This window comes from Nocardia sp. NPDC055321, assembly GCF_053645575.1.
Window position 1 is genome coordinate 133,177 of sequence record NZ_JBSHMS010000013.1, and the last position, 17,340, is coordinate 150,516.

At 70.7% G+C, this 17,340-nt stretch carries 15 protein-coding genes; 5 read left to right on the forward strand and 10 right to left on the reverse strand.

The window, feature by feature from the left end; translation table 11 throughout:
* Positions 1–142: 142 nt before the first annotated feature.
* Together ACWIGI_RS21920 and ACWIGI_RS21925 are read left to right on the forward strand one after the other, a co-directional pair.
* On the forward strand, positions 143–325 hold the full coding sequence (locus tag ACWIGI_RS21920) for a hypothetical protein (RefSeq protein WP_454204285.1): 183 nt from the start codon (positions 143–145) through the stop codon (positions 323–325).
* Between the two features lie 318 nt (positions 326–643).
* Entirely contained in the window at positions 644–1,558 is a 915-nt protein-coding gene (locus tag ACWIGI_RS21925) for a LysR family transcriptional regulator (protein ID WP_454204286.1), read from the forward strand.
* A gap of 4 nt (positions 1,559–1,562) precedes the next feature.
* Here ACWIGI_RS21925 and ACWIGI_RS21930 read toward each other — a convergent pair whose 3' ends face one another.
* The 5 genes from ACWIGI_RS21930 to ACWIGI_RS21950 all read right to left on the reverse strand — a co-directional run bounded on the left by ACWIGI_RS21930 (position 1,563) and on the right by ACWIGI_RS21950 (position 6,998).
* Entirely contained in the window at positions 1,563–2,375 is an 813-nt protein-coding gene (locus ACWIGI_RS21930) for a carbohydrate ABC transporter permease (RefSeq protein ID WP_454204287.1), read from the reverse strand.
* On the reverse strand, positions 2,365–3,258 hold the full coding sequence (locus ACWIGI_RS21935; RefSeq protein ID WP_454204406.1) for a carbohydrate ABC transporter permease: 894 nt from the start codon (positions 3,256–3,258) through the stop codon (positions 2,365–2,367). The genes ACWIGI_RS21930 and ACWIGI_RS21935 overlap by 11 nt, the downstream gene beginning before the upstream one ends.
* Before the next feature lie 414 nt (positions 3,259–3,672).
* A complete protein-coding gene (locus ACWIGI_RS21940; RefSeq protein WP_454204288.1) occupies positions 3,673–4,521 on the reverse strand; it encodes a metallophosphoesterase in 849 nt (282 codons plus the stop codon).
* Entirely contained in the window at positions 4,518–5,882 is a 1,365-nt protein-coding gene (locus ACWIGI_RS21945) for an ABC transporter substrate-binding protein (protein ID WP_454204289.1), read from the reverse strand. Before ACWIGI_RS21945 ends, ACWIGI_RS21940 begins: the two co-directional genes overlap by 4 nt.
* Positions 5,883–5,903: 21 nt before the next feature.
* On the reverse strand, positions 5,904–6,998 hold the full coding sequence (locus ACWIGI_RS21950; protein ID WP_454204290.1) for an ABC transporter ATP-binding protein: 1,095 nt from the start codon (positions 6,996–6,998) through the stop codon (positions 5,904–5,906).
* 165 nt (positions 6,999–7,163) lie between these two features.
* On the opposite strand from ACWIGI_RS21950, the gene ACWIGI_RS21955 reads away from it, so the two are divergent.
* The 3 genes from ACWIGI_RS21955 to ACWIGI_RS21965 all read left to right on the forward strand — a co-directional run bounded on the left by ACWIGI_RS21955 (position 7,164) and on the right by ACWIGI_RS21965 (position 9,229).
* On the forward strand, positions 7,164–7,856 hold the full coding sequence (locus ACWIGI_RS21955) for a hypothetical protein (protein WP_454204291.1): 693 nt from the start codon (positions 7,164–7,166) through the stop codon (positions 7,854–7,856).
* 102 nt (positions 7,857–7,958) lie between these two features.
* Positions 7,959–8,657 (forward strand): hypothetical protein, encoded by a 699-nt coding sequence (locus ACWIGI_RS21960; protein ID WP_454204292.1) that lies wholly within the window; start codon positions 7,959–7,961, stop codon positions 8,655–8,657.
* 146 nt (positions 8,658–8,803) lie between these two features.
* Positions 8,804–9,229, forward strand: coding sequence for a transcriptional regulator (locus ACWIGI_RS21965; protein WP_454204407.1), 426 nt, complete (start codon positions 8,804–8,806; stop codon positions 9,227–9,229).
* Positions 9,230–9,280: 51 nt separating this feature from the next.
* On the opposite strand, the gene ACWIGI_RS21970 is transcribed toward ACWIGI_RS21965, so the two are convergent.
* The 5 genes from ACWIGI_RS21970 to ACWIGI_RS21990 all read right to left on the reverse strand — a co-directional run bounded on the left by ACWIGI_RS21970 (position 9,281) and on the right by ACWIGI_RS21990 (position 17,279).
* Positions 9,281–10,216, reverse strand: a complete 936-nt coding sequence (locus tag ACWIGI_RS21970; protein WP_454204293.1) for a phosphotransferase — start codon at positions 10,214–10,216, stop codon at positions 9,281–9,283.
* 59 nt (positions 10,217–10,275) lie between these two features.
* Positions 10,276–11,028, reverse strand: coding sequence for a hypothetical protein (locus tag ACWIGI_RS21975; protein ID WP_454204294.1), 753 nt, complete (start codon positions 11,026–11,028; stop codon positions 10,276–10,278).
* A 208-nt stretch (positions 11,029–11,236) separates the two neighbouring features.
* A complete protein-coding gene (gene atzF, locus ACWIGI_RS21980) occupies positions 11,237–12,949 on the reverse strand; it encodes an allophanate hydrolase (protein WP_454204295.1) in 1,713 nt (570 codons plus the stop codon).
* Entirely contained in the window at positions 12,946–16,563 is a 3,618-nt protein-coding gene (gene uca, locus ACWIGI_RS21985; protein WP_454204296.1) for an urea carboxylase, read from the reverse strand. The genes atzF and uca overlap by 4 nt, the downstream gene beginning before the upstream one ends.
* 5 nt (positions 16,564–16,568) lie before the next feature.
* A complete protein-coding gene (locus ACWIGI_RS21990) occupies positions 16,569–17,279 on the reverse strand; it encodes a GntR family transcriptional regulator (protein ID WP_454204297.1) in 711 nt (236 codons plus the stop codon).
* Between the last annotated feature and the right edge of the window lie 61 nt (positions 17,280–17,340).

The window sequence follows — 17,340 nt, forward strand, 5'->3', positions numbered from 1 at the left end:
GGGGTGGGGGGGGGGGTGGGGGGGGTGCGGGGGGGGGGGGGGGGGCCCGCCGGTATGGGGCGGCTGGGGGGGATTTTTGGGCTTTTGGGCCATCTGGGGCACGGGGGGGGGGGGGGGCTGGGGGGGGGGGGGGGGCGTCTGCATGCCCGCCCCGCCGAAGCGCTGGAAGGCCGCCTGGCGGGAGGTGCCGAAGATCTCGCCGATCTCGGCCCAGGTGCGGCCCTCCTCGCGGGCCTGGCGCACCAGCGAGCGCAGGACGTCGTCGACGACGCTGTCGAGATTGCGGGCCGCGCGCAGGGCGGCCATGACCGACGGGGTCGGATGACCCTCGGCCGGATACAGGACCTCGGCGACGAATTCGGCGTTGGAGGAGAGCATCTTCGCCAGGACCGCGCGCTCGTCGGCGGGATCCCGGTGCTGGGAATCGTTCATGTGTAAATGCTGCCTTTACGCGAACGACGTTGTCAAGGAATCGTTTACATCACGAAACGGCCCGGGGTTTGCTCGCACCCCCGGGTTATCGCCTTGGCGCGCAGCAGCGTTCACACGCCGGCCACGGGATCGGTCCTCGGCGTGCGAATCGGATTCATCGGCGGTTATCCGGCGCCGCTAGCGTGACCCCCAGCCGGAAGGAGGCGGTGCCATGGAGCTTCGGCATCTGGTGTCGTTCCTCGCGATCGCCGAGGACCTGCACTTCGGGCGCGCGGCGGCGCGCCTGCACATCACCCAGCCGAGCCTGAGCGCCCAGCTGCGCAAACTCGAGAAGGCCGTGGGTGTCCAACTGGTTGCCCGCAATTCGCACGAGGTGCGATTGACCGCCGCCGGGCGCGAATTCGAGATCCAGGCGCGCCAGATCGTCGCCCACGTCGACCGGGCGGCCCGCGCCGCGCGGGCCACCGCGGCCGGACGCTCGGGCACGGTGAACGTCGGCTACAACGTGCCCGCCAGCCGCCACGTGCTGCCCGACGCGCTGGTGCGCATGACCGCGCGGCACCCCGACATCGCGGTATCGCTGTGGGAGAAGCGCACCGGGCCCCAGCTCGCCGCGCTGGCGTCCGGATCGCTGGATGTGGCGCTGGTGTACGGGCACCCCAGCACCGCCGACTTCCGGTATCGGCGCATGCTGCACCGGGTTCCGCTGGTGGCGGTGGTCGGGCGCGGGCACCGATGGGCCGAACGGGCCGGGGTGCCGTTCGCCGAACTCGCGAGCCAGGAGTGCGTGCTGTTCGAGCGCGAGCAGTGCCCGGCCATGTACGACGCGATCTTCCGCGCGGCCGCCCAGTCCCGAATCGCCCTGACCATCGGACATTCCGCCGATGACCCCGGCGCGACCGCGCACATGGTCTCGGTGCGGCCGATGGTCGGGTTCGCCTCGCTGCCGCGCGCGATCTCCATGGGCATGGGGACCCCGGGCAGCAGTTCGGTGGCGGTGAAACTGGTCGATCCGGTGCCCACCCTCGACCTGTACGCGGTGTGGCGCGCCGAGGAGGACAACCCGGCGGTGGCGCAGTTCGTGCAGTGCCTCACCGAGGCCGCCGCGGTGCCGATCCCGGCCTGAGCTCTCACTTGAGGCCCGAGCGCACGAACCCGTCCACGATCTGGCGCTGCAGCACCACGTACAGCACCAGCACCGGCAGGCACGCCGCGCCCGCCACCGCCATGAGCGGGCCCCACTGATCGCCCTCGGTACCCATGAAACTCCGCAGCCCCAGTTGCACAACGGCATTGGAGCGGCGCAGCACCACCGCGGGCCAGAAGTACTCGTTCCAGGCGTTGATGAACAGCAGAATGCCCAGCGCCGCCAGGGCCGGTCGCAGATTGGGCACGACCACCGTCCACAGGATCGACCACGACGAGCGACCGTCCACCCGGGCCGCGGCCACCAGCTCACGGGGGAAGGCCGCCATGTGCTGGCGCAGCAGCAGGATCGCCAGCGCCGAGCACAGCGTCGGCAGGACGGTGCCGATCAGGGTGTCCAACAGTCCGAACCGGTTGAGCAGCAGGTAGTTCGGCAGCATGGTGACATGGAACGGCACCAGCCAGGTGCCCACGAACGCCAGGTACAGCAGCCGTTGCAGCGGGAAGGTGTACATGGCGAAGGCGTAGGAGGCCAGTAGCGCGATCAGCAGCTGCCCGGCGGCCGATCCGGCCGCGACGAGAAAGGTGTTGAGCAGCAGGCGCGCCAGGTCCACCTGCTGCGCGGCGTCGACGTAGTTGGCGGTCGAGACCGGCCACGGCAGGACCGAGAGCGAGTACACGTCCTCGGGACGGCGCACGCTGGTGGCGAACATCCAGTAGATCGGGAACGCACACAGCAGGGCCGTGCCGGCGGGCAGCAGATGCCCGCCGAGGCGGCGCAGCCGGTCAATCGTCATGGAAGCTCACCTTTTCCGAGAGCCACACCAGTACCCCGGCGATGGCGGCGAATCCCAGGAACAGCAGCACGCCCGCGGCCGCGCTGAGTCCGGCGTCGAAGCTGTGGAAGGCGTACTCCCACAGCAGGTAATAGATGTTCGTGGTCGACTGCGCGGGCCCGCCCTGGGTCATCGAGTCGATGATCGGGAAGGTCAGCACCGGGCTCAGCAGCACGGTGGTCAGCACCAGGAACACCAGCGTCGGCGAGAGCAGCGGCAGGGTGATCCACCGCCGGATCTGGCCCGTGGTGGCCCCGTCCACCCGTGCCGCCTCCCCGTAGTCCCCGCTGATCGCCGCGACCCCCGCCGAGACGACCAACTGCGCGAACCCCAGCAGTTGCCACCCGGTGATCACGATGACCACCGCGAGCGCGGTACTCGACTCGTACACCCAGTTGCGATCCGAGCCCAGCACCCGATCCACCAGCCCCGACCCCGGATGCAACAGCCACCGCCACACCGCGGCCGCGGCCACCGGGGCGACCAGGAACGGCGCGAACACCAGCGCCTGATACACCCCGCGCGCCCGCCCCGAGATCCGCTGCCCCGCGAACGTGAGCGCCACCGGCAGCACGACCGTGAACGGCAACAACCCGACGATCAACACCGCGGTGCGCGCCAGCGAGTCCCGGAACGCCGGAAGATCCAGCAGCCGCCGGTAGTTCGCATCCCCGACCGGCCGCATCGGCACGGTCGGCAGCAGATTCCACGAATAGGTCGACAGCTCCACCGCCTGTGCCAACGGCCGATAGGTCCACACCACCAGCAACACCAGCGCCGGCGCGAGATACAGGTACGGCACCGCTCCCCGCCCGGCCCGCCGCACCCGCTCCCCGGTGACCAGCGGTCGACCACGGCGACCGGGACCCGAACTCGCTCGGCCGGCGGTGGCCGTAAGGTGCGGGAGCCGACGTGGACGAGGCCGGGGTTGATCACCCGTCCCCGTGACCGATGCCCCGATCCCGGCGCGTCGAATCAGGCGGAGTGCGGGAGAGCGGTTGGACCGCATGGGTCTCGCCTGCGACTTCTTGTCTACTGATGCTGGGCTGCCTACCGGCGTTCGCGCTGCCCCAGCCGGATCCTCGACGCCGCGATCGCCGTTATCCGAATCGCGTGCACCGGCGGTTTGCTCCCGTGCACCGGCGCCGGTGCCGGTGTTATCACGGCTCGGCGGTGGCGCGCTCACGGTAGCCGCGGCCGGCCCGGGTGAACCGGATTGTGGGAGTTGCGATTCCCGGTCGTCGATGACGAACACGGGTTATCCGTGGCCGGGGGACAGGGCGGCGAGGCGGCGCAGTTCGGCGGCCTCGTCGCGGTCGTACAGCGGGGGTGTGGCGGCCACCTCGATCGCGGTCAGGACAACGGTGTCCTCGACCAGATCGATGCGGGTGTAGCCGCACCCCGCGGTGGCCCGCTGGCGGCCGGCGGGGGCCATGCCCTCGATCCGGTAGGCCACCGCGGGGCCGATCCAGGCCGGAATCCCCGCCACGGTGCTCGCGGCAGTGAGGTGGTGGTGACCGGAGATGATCTGGCGCACATCGGTTCCGGACAGGACCGCGGCCAGCTCGGCGGTATTGCGCAGACCCAGGACCCGCGCCGCGGCCAGCGTCGAGGGCAGCGGCGGGTGGTGGATCGCCAGCAGGGTGCCGCGCGGGGCCGGGGTGCTCAGCTGGTGTGCGAGCCAATCGAGCTGGCTCGGTTCGAGGTTCCCGTCGTGGCGGCCGGGGATGGTGCTGTCCAGCGCGATGACGCGCAGGCCGCCGACCTCGAGCACCGAGTCGTGCGGCTCGGCGGAATCGGTTGTCCGGCCGAGCAGTTCGGCGCCGAAGCCGATGCGTTCGTCGTGGTTTCCCATGACGTAGACGATCTCGGCATCGAATCCGGCCGCCACCGGTTCGATCGCCGCACGCAGGCGGCGGTAGGCGGCGGGGTCCCCGGTGTCGGTGAGATCGCCGGTGAGCAGGAACGCGTCGATGGGTCCGCCGTACTCGCGCAGGCGGTCCAGCACCCGGGTCAGGTTGGCGTAGGTGTCCACGCCGTGCTGCACCGGGGCGTCGTCGGCGCGAATGTGAGTGTCGGTCAGCTGGACCAGCGTGCGGGCGTTCATGCGGCGGGCAGGAGGTCGGCGCCCTGGGCGCGAGCAGCGGCGAGCGTGGTCTGCGGATCCTTACCCTGGAAGACGACGGCCTCGACCGCGTCCATCATCCCGTCGCGGATCTGCAGATAGTTGGTGCCCGGCAGGGACACCCACGGTTCCATGACCGCCAGCTGGGCCACGTTCGGCGCGAGCAGCGGGTTGCGCCGGGACCAGTCGTACAGGGCGTTGGGCTCGGTCAGCAAGCCCGTGCGCAGGGGCAGGTACCCGATCTTCTCGGCGATGACGGTGTAGGCCGACTCGCTGGTCAGGAACTTGATCAGCTCCCAGGCGGCGCGCTGCTTGGCCGGATCCCCGGACAGGATATGCAGTCCCGCACCGGAATTGGTGGGCACCACGGGCTTGTCGCCGAACCGCGGCATGGGCGCCGAGCGCAGCTCCCACTTGTCCTTGGCGCCGGTGACGAAGGTGCCCTGGATCGCGCTGGTCTCGAGGATCATCCCGACCTCGCCGCGCGCGAACGCCTCGTACCCCTGCTTCTGATTGAGCCGGGGCATCGCCCCGGTGTTCACCAGATCCTGTGCCATGCGGGTCACTTCGACCGCGGGCGCGTCCGCGAAGCCCAGCGCGCGCCGGTCCTGCGACAGCACCCGGCCGCCGTTGGAGCGCACCAGCGATTGGAAGCACCAGTCCTTGGCGCTCTTGGTCAGGCAGTCGATGTACACCCCGCCCTGCCCGGTGCGGGTGGCGATGGCCCGGGCGGCGTCGGCGACCGCGGCCCAGGTGGCGGGCGGGGAGTTCGGATCCAGGCCGGCGGCGCGGAACAGGTCCGCGTTCAGGTACAGCACCGGGGTCGAGAACACGAACGGCACCCCGTAGGTGTGCCCGTCACGGTCGTCCAGGGTGCGGGCGCGCTCGGCGTACGGCAGCGTGCCGTCGAAGTTGCGCTGCACCTCGTCCCGGCCCAGCAGCACGTCCAGGGGTTTGGCGCGCAGCTGGTCGATGGTGAATTCCAGGTCGCTGAAACCCAATTGGGCCACATCCGGGGGAGAGCCGGCCACCAGCTGGTTCTGGATGCTGGAGATGGTGTCGCTCGCGGGATTGGGGCTGTTGCCCTGCGGCTTCTGCGCGGTCACCGTGATGTTGGGGAACTTGCGGCCGAAATCGGCGATGAGCCCGTTGAAGGTGTCGGTCCAGGCGCCGGCCAGACCGTAGTTGTAGGACTCGAACACGATCGAAACCCGTTGCTCAGGGCCCAGTTCCGGGATGCGCTCGGCGCTGGACTCGGTGGCGACGGTGCCGCCGAGCCCGCACGCGCCGAGCGTGAGGGCCGCCGCGAGCGCCAGGCTCGCGTGGGACAGGGTGCGTTTCACGATGGTTCTCCTCGGGAGGTGTCAGTGCACGGCCGCGGCGGCGGGCTGCCAGCGCAGGCGCAGACCGGAATCGGGCTGGAAGAGGTGGATGTCGGCGGGATCGGCCCGCAGGCCGATGAGCGCGCCGCGGGTCACCCCGCACGGGCGCGGTAGGCGGGCGCACAGCGACCCGGCGGCGGTATCGAGGTGCACGAGTTCCTCGCTGCCGAGGTTCTCGACCATGCGGACCCGGCCGCGAATGCCGCCGCCGGAGTCCAGGCGCAGGCGTTCGGGGCGGATACCGGCGATGACCGCGGTCTCGGCCGGTGCGGTGGCGGGCAGATCGAGGTCGGCGTCGAGGTCCGCGGCGCGCAATCGCAGGGCGCCCGCGTGGGAAATCACCTCGGCGGGAAACAGATTCATGGGCGGTGAGCCCAGGAACCCGGCCACGAAGGTCGAGCGGGGCCGGTCGTAGAGCGTCTCGGGGGTGCCGACCTGTTCGACGCGGCCCGCGTTCATGAGCGCGATCCGCGAGGCCATGGTCATGGCCTCGACCTGATCGTGGGTCACGTACACGAACGTCGAACCGAGTCGCTGATGCAGGGCGATCAACTCCGCGCGGGTCGCACTGCGCAGCGCCGCATCCAAATTCGAGAGCGGCTCGTCCATCAGGAACGCCCCGGGATCGCGCACCATCGCCCGGGCCAGCGCCACGCGCTGGCGCTGCCCGCCCGAGAGCGCGGCCGGGCGGCGATCGAGCAGGTCGCCGAGGTCGAGCACCCCGGCGACCTCGGCGACCCGCCGCGCGATCTGCGCGCGACCGTGCCGGCGGGCGCGCAGCGGGAACCCGATATTGCCCGCGGCCGTCAAATGCGGGTACAGCGCGTAACTCTGGAACACCATCGCCAGATCCCGCTGCTGCGGGGACTGTTCGGTGATGTCACGCCCGTCCAGCAGAATCCGCCCGTCCGTGGGCGATTCGAGTCCCGCGAGCAGGCGCAGCAGCGTGGATTTGCCGCACCCGCTCGGGCCCAGCAGCACCAGGAACTCACCGTCGGCGATGTCGAGACTCACCTCGCGCACCGCGCTGTGCCCGCCGAATTGTTTGGATACCCCGTCGATCTGCAGCCGAGCCATGGGCCCAGTCTCTGGCCGAGGAGGTGCTCACGGCGGTGGCGATAGGCAACCGCGATCGCCCGAATCGCAGTGCCGCACCACCGCTCACCGGGCGGCGAGCTCGGCCACGGTTGTGCCGACGCGCGGGGAGGCCGCGCCGTCGCCGCTCGACAAGAAGGACCCGACATGCAGCACAGCACCCGCATCCTGGCCACCGGCCTGACCACGCTCGCGGCGGTCGCCGCGCTCGAACTGCCCGCCGCGGCCGCCCCGGCCGACCCGGTGGTCAACTACACCGCGACCACGTCCGCGACGAGCACCGTGATTCGCACCGACGCCGGCACCCTGGCCGTGGACGACGGTGTGTTCACCGTGCGCTCGGCGGCCGGTGACATCCTCGCCGGGACCGAATTGTCCTTCCGCGTCGATGATTTCGTGTTCCCCATCACCGCCGAGATCGCCGATCGCCGCGCCGTGCTCACCCCGCGTTTCGACCTCGAGCACGCGCGCTATCAGCCGGTGGCGCTGCCGTTCGAGAACCAGGCGCCGTGGAAGACCGAATACGATCGCGAGGTGGCCGCCTGGAACCGCATGGGCACCACGATCAGCATGGGCGCGACCATCGGCACCGTGGTCGGCGGCATTTCCGGTGCGGCGCTGGGCTGTTTGCTCGGCGGTGCCGGGGGCGCGGTGCTGACCGGCGCGCTCTCGGCCATGTTCGGCGCGCTGCCGGGAGCGCTGGGCGGATGCCTGGCCGGTGTCGCGGTGGTCGGTTTTCTCGGAACCCTGGCCGGGCAGCTGCTGGTGACCGCACCGGTCGCCGTGCTGGCCGCCGCGCAGTACTTCACCACGATCAATTCGCCCTTCCCGGGCAAATGATCGGTTCGGCAACTCCCGATTTGCTGGAAGAGGGTTCGGGGCCCGCGGCACGCCTATAACCTCGGAACGCGAGCGGAGGTGCGGGGTGAGGATGCCGATGTTATGACCGATACGGAGAACGAGCACGCGTTGTTCGAGCTGGTTCGCAAGGCGGGTTTCGAGGGACCGCCGTGGACTCTGCTGGCGGAGAGACTGGTTCGGCACGGATTGGCGGTGGTGGGGCCGTGGATCCGGTCGGGCCGGATATTCTCGGTCGCGGCGCAGAAGGGCTGGCCGCTGCAGCCCACCATGCAGGAGCGCAGAACGGTCGCGGGCCGGCTCCACGAGGACTTCCTCCAGGAGACGGTGACCCTGGCGCTGGAGAAGTTCCGGCGCAAGGCCATCGAGGGCGAGGGCTGGCGCTCGGACGGGGGCACCAGTCTCGCAACGTATTTCATCAACGCCTGTGTGCAGGCGTTCGTCGACTACTTCCGCCGCAGCCGCCGTTCGGGCGAGCTGTACGACGTCCACATCGATTACGCCCTACCGGGGTTGGTCGAGGACGGACCGGCCGCGGTGGAACTGGTCCCGTGCCGTACCGATGTCGCCGCGCTGGTTGTGAATCGGATGGCCTGGCACAGCAGGCTGGCCCGGCTCGGGGATCGCGATCGCGGGCTGGTATGGGGCAAGACCGTTGGCCTGCGCGGGGCCGAGATCGCCGAGTTGTTCGGCTGGCCATCGACCAAGGCGGTCGAGCAGCGCTGGTCCAGATTGAAGCGCGATACCGAGTGGATTCGCGGTCTCACCGGGACGGAGGAGTGATGGGCAACGAGAACGAGGATCTCGCACGGCGGGTCGCCGCGCTGCTCGAGGAATCCTCGCTGAATGATCCGGTGCTGCAACGCCTGCGCGAGCGGGTGCCGCAGGACCTGGTCGACGCCATCGTGCGTCGGGTGCCCGGCGGCACCGTGTGGCAGCCCTCGGATTTCGCGACCCGGCTGAACAAACTCTTCGAGACGGTCCACCCCCCGGGCCGGGCGCCGCACACCAACTCCGAGGTCGCCGCCGCGCTGACCGCGGCCGGTCACCCCATCGCCAAACCGTATCTGAGCCAGTTGCGTTCGGGCAGGCGCACCAATCCCTCGGATCAACTGGTGGTGGCCCTGGCCAACTTCTTCCGGGTCCGTCCCGCCTACTTCTTCGACGACCGGTACGCCGCGACGATCGATCACGACCTCGAGCTCCTGTCGTCCCTGCACGCCTACAACCTGCGCCGCCTCTCCTCCCGCGCCTACGACCTCAGCGAGGAGTCCGCGGACCTGCTGACCGCGATGGCCGAGAAGCTCCGTGCCAGCGAGGGCCTGCCCGAGATCCCACCCGACGTCATCGATTAGGAGGCGGGTTGCGGCGGGCGGTCGGCGCGATTCCGGCTCCCGGCCGGCGGGTCAGCGCTCGAATCGCCGTTGGAGCCACTCGCGGGTCAGCACCGCCCGGCTCGCCTGGTAGCGGCGCAGATTCGGCGAGCGCGGCGGCGCGGGCAGCCGGGAGTTGCGTTCCCAATACCCGGTCAGCGCACAGAACAGCGCCTCGATCGCGGACGGGTCGACCGCGGCCAGGACCGGCCGGGTCAGCAGTGCGGTGTCCGGATCCACCCCGGCGTCCAGGAGTTCGGGCAGCAGGGAGGCCAGGTCCACCCACGCCGCACCGCGACACGACCACGCCCAGTCGACCAGCAGAACGGTGCCGTCGGGCCGCAACCGCATGTTGTCGGGCCGCAGATCGGTGTGCAGCAGCGTGGTACCCGCGACCTCGGCGGCCCAGTCCGCTTCGCGCGCGGCCAGTTCCGTCAGACGCGCGCGTGACCACGCGTCCAGGTCATCCGGCGGGCCCTGCGCGAGAAAGTTCCGCCACCCGGTGAGCTCGGGCCCGAGCGAGTCCTCGATGGTCGGGACAGCGTCCATCGGCGACGGTGTCAGCGTGCGCGACGAGAGCTCGACCGCGTCCAGCGCGGCCGCCAGCTCCGCGGGCCGATCGAACCGCGGATGCCGCCCGGGGACCGCCTCGAACACCATGACCAGCCATCCGCCGCCGTCCAGCGAGCAGAGCAGACGCGGCGCGGGTGTCCCCGCCGGAAGCGCGGCCCCGGTAGCGGCCTCGGTTCGGTAGGACTCGATCAGTCCGTCCCCGACCTCGATCGCCTTTCCGAAAACCACCCGCCCGTCACCCAATTCGAGCAGCGCCGCCATCCCGTGGCTGAACCCGCCCACCACCGTGCCGGCCCCGGTGACCGCGGCTCCCAGCCGCTCCTCGACCGCTGCCCGCACTCCGTCGGGCAGCTGCTCCCACCGCACCCGGTCCGCACCCCGCGCCACGTTGGCCATCGCGTCATCGTGCCGCGCCGGACCGGATTCGGCGACGCAATATCGATCCGGCGCGTGGGTCAGCCTTCGGTCGCGAGGGCGCAGAAGTGGGCGCGGGCGGCGGACACGGTCTTGTAGGCGGTCTTGCTCAGGCCGGGTGCGCTGGTGATGGTGCACTGGGCGGGGGCGTTGTTGCCGTTGGTGAAACGGGACTCCGCGATCACGACGGGCACCATGAGGTCGTTCTCGTACGACCAGAAGGTGTGGGTCGTGGACTGGTAGCCGTCCTTGTGGGAGGTCAGGGCCAGGCCGTCCGGCGTGGGGTTGATGCCCATGGCGGGGAACTCGCCGGCGCGGGTGTACTCGGTGGCAGTGCCCGTCGCGTGGTAGACGACGAACCGGTACCAGTACGGGCCGACCTCGACGGGGATGATCAGTTCGTCGCGGCCGTCGGAATCGGTGTCGGCGACCCGGGGCGCGGCGGAAGTCTCGGCGAGCTGCTCGGTGATCGTCTGGGCGACGGCGCCGTCGAGGGTGACGACCTCGACGGTGAGCAGGCCGTCGGTGCCGTGGCGAGCGTCGAAGGCGATGCCGGTCGAATCCTGCGCCCGCACTCGGCAATCCGTTCGTGCGGTGCCCGGATCCGGACAGTCCGGCAGGGCCGCCGGAGCCGCGGCGGTGGTCGTCGTCGGCGTGGTCTGCTCGGCGCTCGAGGTCGTCGTCGCGGCCGCTTCGGCGGGCTTGGGATCGGTGTCGAGACCGCTGACGCTGTCGCAGCCCGAGACCAGGACGACGGTGGCGAACGCGAAGCAGACCGCGGAGTTCCTCCCCATGCGGGAGAGCATAGTGATCAACTTCGGATTTGCGAATTTGCCCCCGGAGCGGGGGCGAACAGCGCGGGACAGACGGGCACGGGTGTGGGGCACAGAAGATTTCATCGCCCGCGAGTGTGCACGCGGCGGGGGAGTTCACGGCGTGTCGCCGCACCGACCGCACACTCGCGGGATCGAGGAACCGTAGGTACCTCGCTGAAACCCGTTGTCAGCGTGGACGGGACAGGTACGCGAGCCAGCCGCCGTACTCGGTGATGTCGGTGGCCGTGGCGGTCGCGTCGTGCGTGGCGGTGAAGCCGACCACCGAACGCCCGTCCGCCAGTTCGACACTGGTCAACGCCATCGGCGCCGGCAGCGCCGCCAGGAACCGGCCCAGCCCGGCCTCGGACACCAGGAACAGCTCGCCCACGATGGGCGCGCCCGCACCCGGCCCGGTGCGCACCAGACCCGGCTTGAGCGGGACGGTGTCCATGGCGGTGAGCCGGTACGCGTCGGTCGTGTGGATCTCCCCGGCGAACCGCGCACCCAGTTCCTCGAGCTGCCAGTGCAGTGGCTGCCCGCGCAGATGCGCGCCGAACACCGCCAGGTGCACCCCGTGCTCGACGAACAGCGGTGCGGGACCACCGGTCTGCAGGCGCGAGGCGATATCGACGGCGACCTGATCGGCGAACGCCGGGACCACCACCATGACCCCGAACGGCGCACCCGCGGCCGTCGGCACCCCGGGCACGGCCACCGCGGCCATGTCCAGCAGATTGCAGAAGTTGGTGAAGGTGCCCAGCCGCCGGTTGATCCCCACCGGATCCTGTTCCACCGCAGCCAGACTCGGGTGCTCGGTGGTGGTGGGCAACAGCATCGCGTCGAACGACTCGAGCAGCAGCGCCGCCTCGGTGCGGGCCCGCGCGAGCGCGTCCAGATCCCGGGCGAACGCGGCGCCGGTGGCGTCGGCGGCCGCGCCGATGATCGCGGCCACGGTCGGATCCGCACCGGCCGGACCCGATGCCAGGAATTCCCCGACCGCCGCGTACCGCTCGGCCACGATCGCCCCGTCGTACAGCAGCCTGGCCGCGTCCAACAGTGTTGTCAGATCGACGGTTTCGACCTTGCACCCGGCCTCGACCGCCGCCGCCACGGTCTGTTCGAACGCCGCGGCGTACTCCGGGCTCAGCGCCTCGAGATTCGCGGCCACGGGAACGGCCAGGCGCGGGGTGTGCGGCGCGGCGAGCCGGACATCGGCAGGCCAGGCCCGGCTGCGCGGATCCCGCGATTCGGGCCTGGCCATGACGCGCGCCGCGGTCGCGGCCAGCTCCAGCGAACCAGCGAACACGGTGAGCGCGTCGTAGTCCGCGCACGCGGGCACCACCCCGTGCGTGGGGATGATCCCGAGCGTGGCCTTGATCCCGACGATGTCGTGGAACGCCGCGGGCACGCGCCCGGAACCCGCTGTGTCGGTGCCGATTCCGATATCGGCGACACCCAGCGCCACCGCGACCGCCGAGCCCGAGCTCGAACCGCCGGAGATCAGCGCGGGATCCAGGGCGTTGCGCACCGCGCCGTACGGGCTGCGGGTGCCGACCAGGCCGGTGGCGAACTGATCGAGGTTCGTCTTGCCCAGCACGATCGCACCGGCGGCGGTGAGCCGTTCCACCGCCGCGGCGGTGTCACCCGGGGTGTACGCGAATTCCGGGCAGCCCGCCGTGGTGGGCAGGCCCGCGACATCGACGTTGTCCTTGACCGCGACCAGCAGCCCGGCCAGCGGCAGGTCCGCGCCCGCCGCGACCCGCTGTTCCACCGCGACGGCATCGGCGGCGACCTCGGCCTCCGGCCGCAGGGTGATCCACACTTCGGGCCGATCGGCCGCGGCGATACGCGCGTACGCGGCCGCGACACGAGCGGACGGGGAGATCTCCAGGTTGGTCATTCAGCGACTCCGATCACGGCTAGTGGGGTTCCGGGTTCCACCTTGGCGCCGGGCGCGGCGAGTACCCGCAGCACGGTGCCGGTGGCCGGACTGGGCACGGGCAGTTCGAGTTTCATGGCTTCGAGGACAGCCACCGGATCACCCTCGGTCAGGCGATCGCCGACGGCGATGTCGACGCGCCACACATTGCCGACCATCGGTGCGGTGACCACGGTCGCGCCCTCCGGCAGGTCGGCGAGCAGATCGTCCCGGGGTTCGGCCGGCGGCGCGGCCACCACCGAGCGATCGAATTCCCCGGCGGCGTGCCAGGCGGCCTTCTCCGCGGCGAACGCCGCGGCCTGACGGGATTCGAAAGCCGCGATGTCCGCGGCGTTCTCCTCGAGCAGGCGCAGATGATCGGCCAGGGCGAAGGTGCCCTCGCTGACATCGGCGTCGAAACGGCCCGCCTTCGCGGCGGCGCGCTGTTCGAGCAGCTGTTCGGCGCTGACCGGCTCCCAGACGATGCGGTCGAAGAACCGGAACAGCCACGGGGTCCCGTCCTCGAACGGCGCGGACTGACGGTAGCTGGACCAGATCGGGATGGTGCGCCCGACGAGCTGATAGCCGCCGGGGGAGGCCATGCCGTACACGCACAGGTACTTGCCGCCGATGCCGACCGCGTCCGAGGGCGTCCAGGTGCGGGCGGGGTTGTACTTGGTGGTGACCAGGCGATGCCGGGGATCGAGCGGAACCGCCAGAGGCGCACCGAGATACACATCGCCCAGGCCGAGCACCAGGTATTCGGCGTCGAAGACCGTGCGGCGCACGTCGTCCACGCTGTCCAGGCCGTTGATGCGGCGGATGAACTCGGTGTTGGACGGCAGCCACGGCGCGGTGTCGCGAATACCGCTGCGGTAGCGGTCGATCGCCTCGGCGATGGAGGGATCGTCGAAGGACAGCGGCAGGCGGATGGTGCGGCTGGGCACCACCAGGTCACCGGTGGCGGGCAGTTCACGTTCGAGTTCGGTGAGCAGGCCCAGCAGCCGATACTGCGGCAGCACATCGGGATCGAAGTGGATGTGCAGCGACCGCACGCCGGGGGTGACGTCGATGATGCCGGCCGGGGCGGCGGCGGTCAGCGCCCGCGAGAGCGCGTGCACGCGCATCCGCAGGCCCAGATCCAGAACCATCTCCCCGTACTCGACGAGGATGTTGTCGTCGCCGCCACGCAGGTAGCGCACCGCGGGACGGTCGTTCTCGTGCTCGATCGCGCCCAGGACGCCCCGATCACGCAGTGCCGCACCCTCGTCGGCGAGGACGCCGGTGGCACGGGTCGCGGTGTCGGCGCGCAGCGCGGTGGCGGTGTCGTCGCCCACGGGGGCGAAGCGCAGCGCGTCGCCGGGACGCAGTTGCCCGAGCTTCCAGCGGTGCGCCGAGACCACGGTGAGCGGGCAGGCGAAGCCGCCGAGGCTGGGACCGTCCGGGCCGAGCAGGATGGGGGTGTCGCCCGAGACGTTGAGCGCGCCGACGCTGTACGGGTTGTCGTGCAGGTTGGACGGGTGCAGGCCCGCGTCACCGCCGTCCGCGCGCGACCATTCGGGTTTCGGTCCCTCCAAACGGATTCCGGTGCGATTGGCGTGACTGCCGACCCGCCACGGCTGGGCGTAGAACTGCGCCATGTCGGCGTCGGTGAAGTACGCGGGCGCGGTCTGCGGGCCTTCGCCGACCGCGAGTTCCCAGTCGTGGGTGAAGGCGGGGCGGTGCGCGAGCGGCACCGGACCGGCGACCGGATCGGCGTCGGGGGCGATTGCGGCGATGCCGAGCACGTCACCGTCGGCGACCGCGCGGCCGTTGATGCCGCCGAAGCCGCCGAGGGTGAACGTCGAGGCGCTGCCGTGGTAGAGCGGTGCGTCGATGCCGCCGCGCACCGCGAGGTAGGTGCGCAGACCGGCGTCCACGGGTGCGCCGATGTCCAGAACCGAGCCGGCCTCGACGGTGATCGGTTCCCACTGGGGGACGGGGTCGCCGTCGACGGTGACGGTGACGGGTGCGCCGCCGACGCAGATCACCGCCGCACCCGCGAAGCGCAGGCGCGGACCCTGCAGGGTGCACTCCAGGCCGGGGGCGCCGGGGGCGTTGCCGACGGCGATGTTGGCCAGGGTGAACGAGAGGTCGTCCATCGGGCCCGACGGCGGAATACCGACCTCCCACAGCCCGATTCGGCCCGGATGGTCCTGCACGGTGGTCATGGTGCCCGCGCGCACCACGTCGACGCGGCGGCTGGCGAAGTCGATCCCGGCGAGGCTGCCGGTGATGTGGTCGCCCGCGCGGACGATCGGTGCGGCGGCGGCCGCGCGCAGCTGGGCGAGGTTGGTCTGCACGCCGTAGACGCGGGTCTCGGTGAGCGCGGCCCCGAGCCGGTCGAAGGCGTCGGCGCGGGTGTCGCCGTGGGTGATGACCTTGGCCAGCAGCGGGTCGTAGTAGGCGCTGACCTCGGTGCCGGTGCCGATCCAGGAATCGACCCGGGCCTGCTCGGGAAAGTTTGTCTCGGTGACCAATCCGGCGCTGGGGCGGTAGTCGTTGCCGGGATCCTCGGCGTACACGCGCGCTTCCACGGCCCAGCCGGTCAGCGCGGGTCCGGCGTCGGGCAGGGCGTCGAGCATGGCCGCGTCCCCGCCGGCCAGGCGCAGCATCCACTCGACCAGGTCGACGCCGGTGATCGCCTCGGTCACCGGATGTTCCACCTGCAGGCGGGTGTTCATCTCCAGGAACGAGGCGGCCTCGCGTTCGGTGTCGTACACGAACTCGACCGTGCCCGCGGACCGGTAGGCGACCGAACGGGCCAGCGCGCGTGAGGTTTCCAGGAGTTCGGCGGTGACCTCCTCGGACAGGCCGGGCGCGGGGGCCTCCTCGATGACCTTCTGGTTGCGGCGCTGCAGCGAGCAGTCGCGGGTGCCGAGGCTGACGACCCGGCCCGCGCCGTCGCCGAAGACCTGCACCTCCACGTGGCGGGCGCGAGAGACGAAGCGCTCCAGGAAGACTCCGGCAGAGGAGAAGTTGGCCAGCGCCAGGCGCTGCACCCGGTCGTAGGCGGCGACCAGCTCGTCGGTGGTGAAGCAGGCCTGCATGCCGATGCCGCCACCGCCGCCGATGGCCTTGAGCATGACCGGGTAGCCGATCCGGTCGGCTTCGGCGACCGCGTGTTCCACCGAATCGAGCACGCCGCTGCCCGGGACCAGGGGCACGCCCACGGCACGGGCGGCCTCGCGGGCGGTGTGCTTGTCGCCGAACACACGCAGCTGCTCGGGGGTGGGGCCCACGAACGCCAGGCCGGAGTCGGCGACGGTGGTCGCGAATTCGGCGTTCTCCGAGAGGAATCCGTAGCCGGGGTGGATCGCGCCGGCACCGGCGGCCAGCGCGGCCTCGATGACGCGATCGGCGCGCAGATACGATTCGGCGGCCGGGCCGGGGCCCAGGCGCAGGGCGGTGTCGGCCATGCGGACGTGGGCCGCCCCGAGATCGGCGTCGGAGTACACCGCCACGGTCTTGAGCCCGAGGGCCCGGGCGCTGCGCATGATGCGACAGGCGATCTCCCCGCGATTGGCCACCAGCAGGGTGTCGAAATTCAGGCTCATGTTTCCTACTCCTCGGTCGCCAGGGACATGGCGACCATGGCCCGGCTGACTCGGTCGAGAACGACATCCAACGATTCGCCGATATGCAGGCGCAGCAGGTCGTAGGCGAGCGGAAGGTTGTCCGCCAGCACGGCATCGAGGATCGCCAGGTGTTCGGCGATGGTGACCTCGATGCGGTTGTTGACCATGAAGTCGTACATCCGCACGTGGCGGATGCGGGCGTTGACCGCCACCAGGGCGCGCACCATCTCGGTGTTGCCCGACGCGGTCAGCAGTGCGATGTGGAATTTCTCGTCCACCACCACGAACGAGGGCTCCTGCTCCGGCGGGTTCGCCCGCAGGGCCAGCCAGCGTTCGCGTTCGGCCCACAGCAGGGCATGATCGTGGCGCACACCGGGATTGGTGATCGCGCGCTGAATCCCGCCCAGTTCCAGGGTGATTCGCAGCTCGTACAGGTCGCGAACCAGGGGAATGCTGGGGCGGACGGGGCTGAAGCCGACCTCGTCGCGGCGCAGCAGGCCGTCCGAGCACAGCATGGCCAGCGCCTCGCGGGCCGGGGTGCGGGAAATCCCGAAGCGGGTGGAGACTTTCGGTTCGGTCAGGCGCTGACTGAATTTGATGCGCCCGTTCATGAGTTCGTCGCGCAGGGTGGAATACACCATGTCGCGCAGGTGTCCGCTCGCTGCGGCGGAGCGTGAATCCACTGTGGTCGACATGCTTGAATACGCTATTGGCCTGGGGTTTCCCGAAAATCACCTCCGGTAACGGGAGAGTAAG

What these genes read in the sequence shown, in the direction of transcription:
- ACWIGI_RS21990 (WP_454204297.1), bottom strand. Translation starts at nt 17,279, where the DNA reads ATGTCGACCACAGTGGATTCACGCTCCGCCGCAGCGAGCGGACACCTG.
- ACWIGI_RS21930 (WP_454204287.1), bottom strand. Translation starts at nt 2,375, where the DNA reads ATGACGATTGACCGGCTGCGCCGCCTCGGCGGGCATCTGCTGCCCGCC.
- ACWIGI_RS21925 (WP_454204286.1), top strand. Translation starts at nt 644, where the DNA reads ATGGAGCTTCGGCATCTGGTGTCGTTCCTCGCGATCGCCGAGGACCTG.
- ACWIGI_RS21940 (WP_454204288.1), bottom strand. Translation starts at nt 4,521, where the DNA reads ATGAACGCCCGCACGCTGGTCCAGCTGACCGACACTCACATTCGCGCC.
- atzF (WP_454204295.1), bottom strand. Translation starts at nt 12,949, where the DNA reads ATGACCAACCTGGAGATCTCCCCGTCCGCTCGTGTCGCGGCCGCGTAC.
- ACWIGI_RS21950 (WP_454204290.1), bottom strand. Translation starts at nt 6,998, where the DNA reads ATGGCTCGGCTGCAGATCGACGGGGTATCCAAACAATTCGGCGGGCAC.
- ACWIGI_RS21955 (WP_454204291.1), top strand. Translation starts at nt 7,164, where the DNA reads ATGCAGCACAGCACCCGCATCCTGGCCACCGGCCTGACCACGCTCGCG.
- ACWIGI_RS21970 (WP_454204293.1), bottom strand. Translation starts at nt 10,216, where the DNA reads ATGGCCAACGTGGCGCGGGGTGCGGACCGGGTGCGGTGGGAGCAGCTG.
- ACWIGI_RS21960 (WP_454204292.1), top strand. Translation starts at nt 7,959, where the DNA reads ATGACCGATACGGAGAACGAGCACGCGTTGTTCGAGCTGGTTCGCAAG.
- ACWIGI_RS21975 (WP_454204294.1), bottom strand. Translation starts at nt 11,028, where the DNA reads ATGGGGAGGAACTCCGCGGTCTGCTTCGCGTTCGCCACCGTCGTCCTG.
- ACWIGI_RS21920 (WP_454204285.1), top strand. Translation starts at nt 143, where the DNA reads ATGCCCGCCCCGCCGAAGCGCTGGAAGGCCGCCTGGCGGGAGGTGCCG.
- uca (WP_454204296.1), bottom strand. Translation starts at nt 16,563, where the DNA reads ATGAGCCTGAATTTCGACACCCTGCTGGTGGCCAATCGCGGGGAGATC.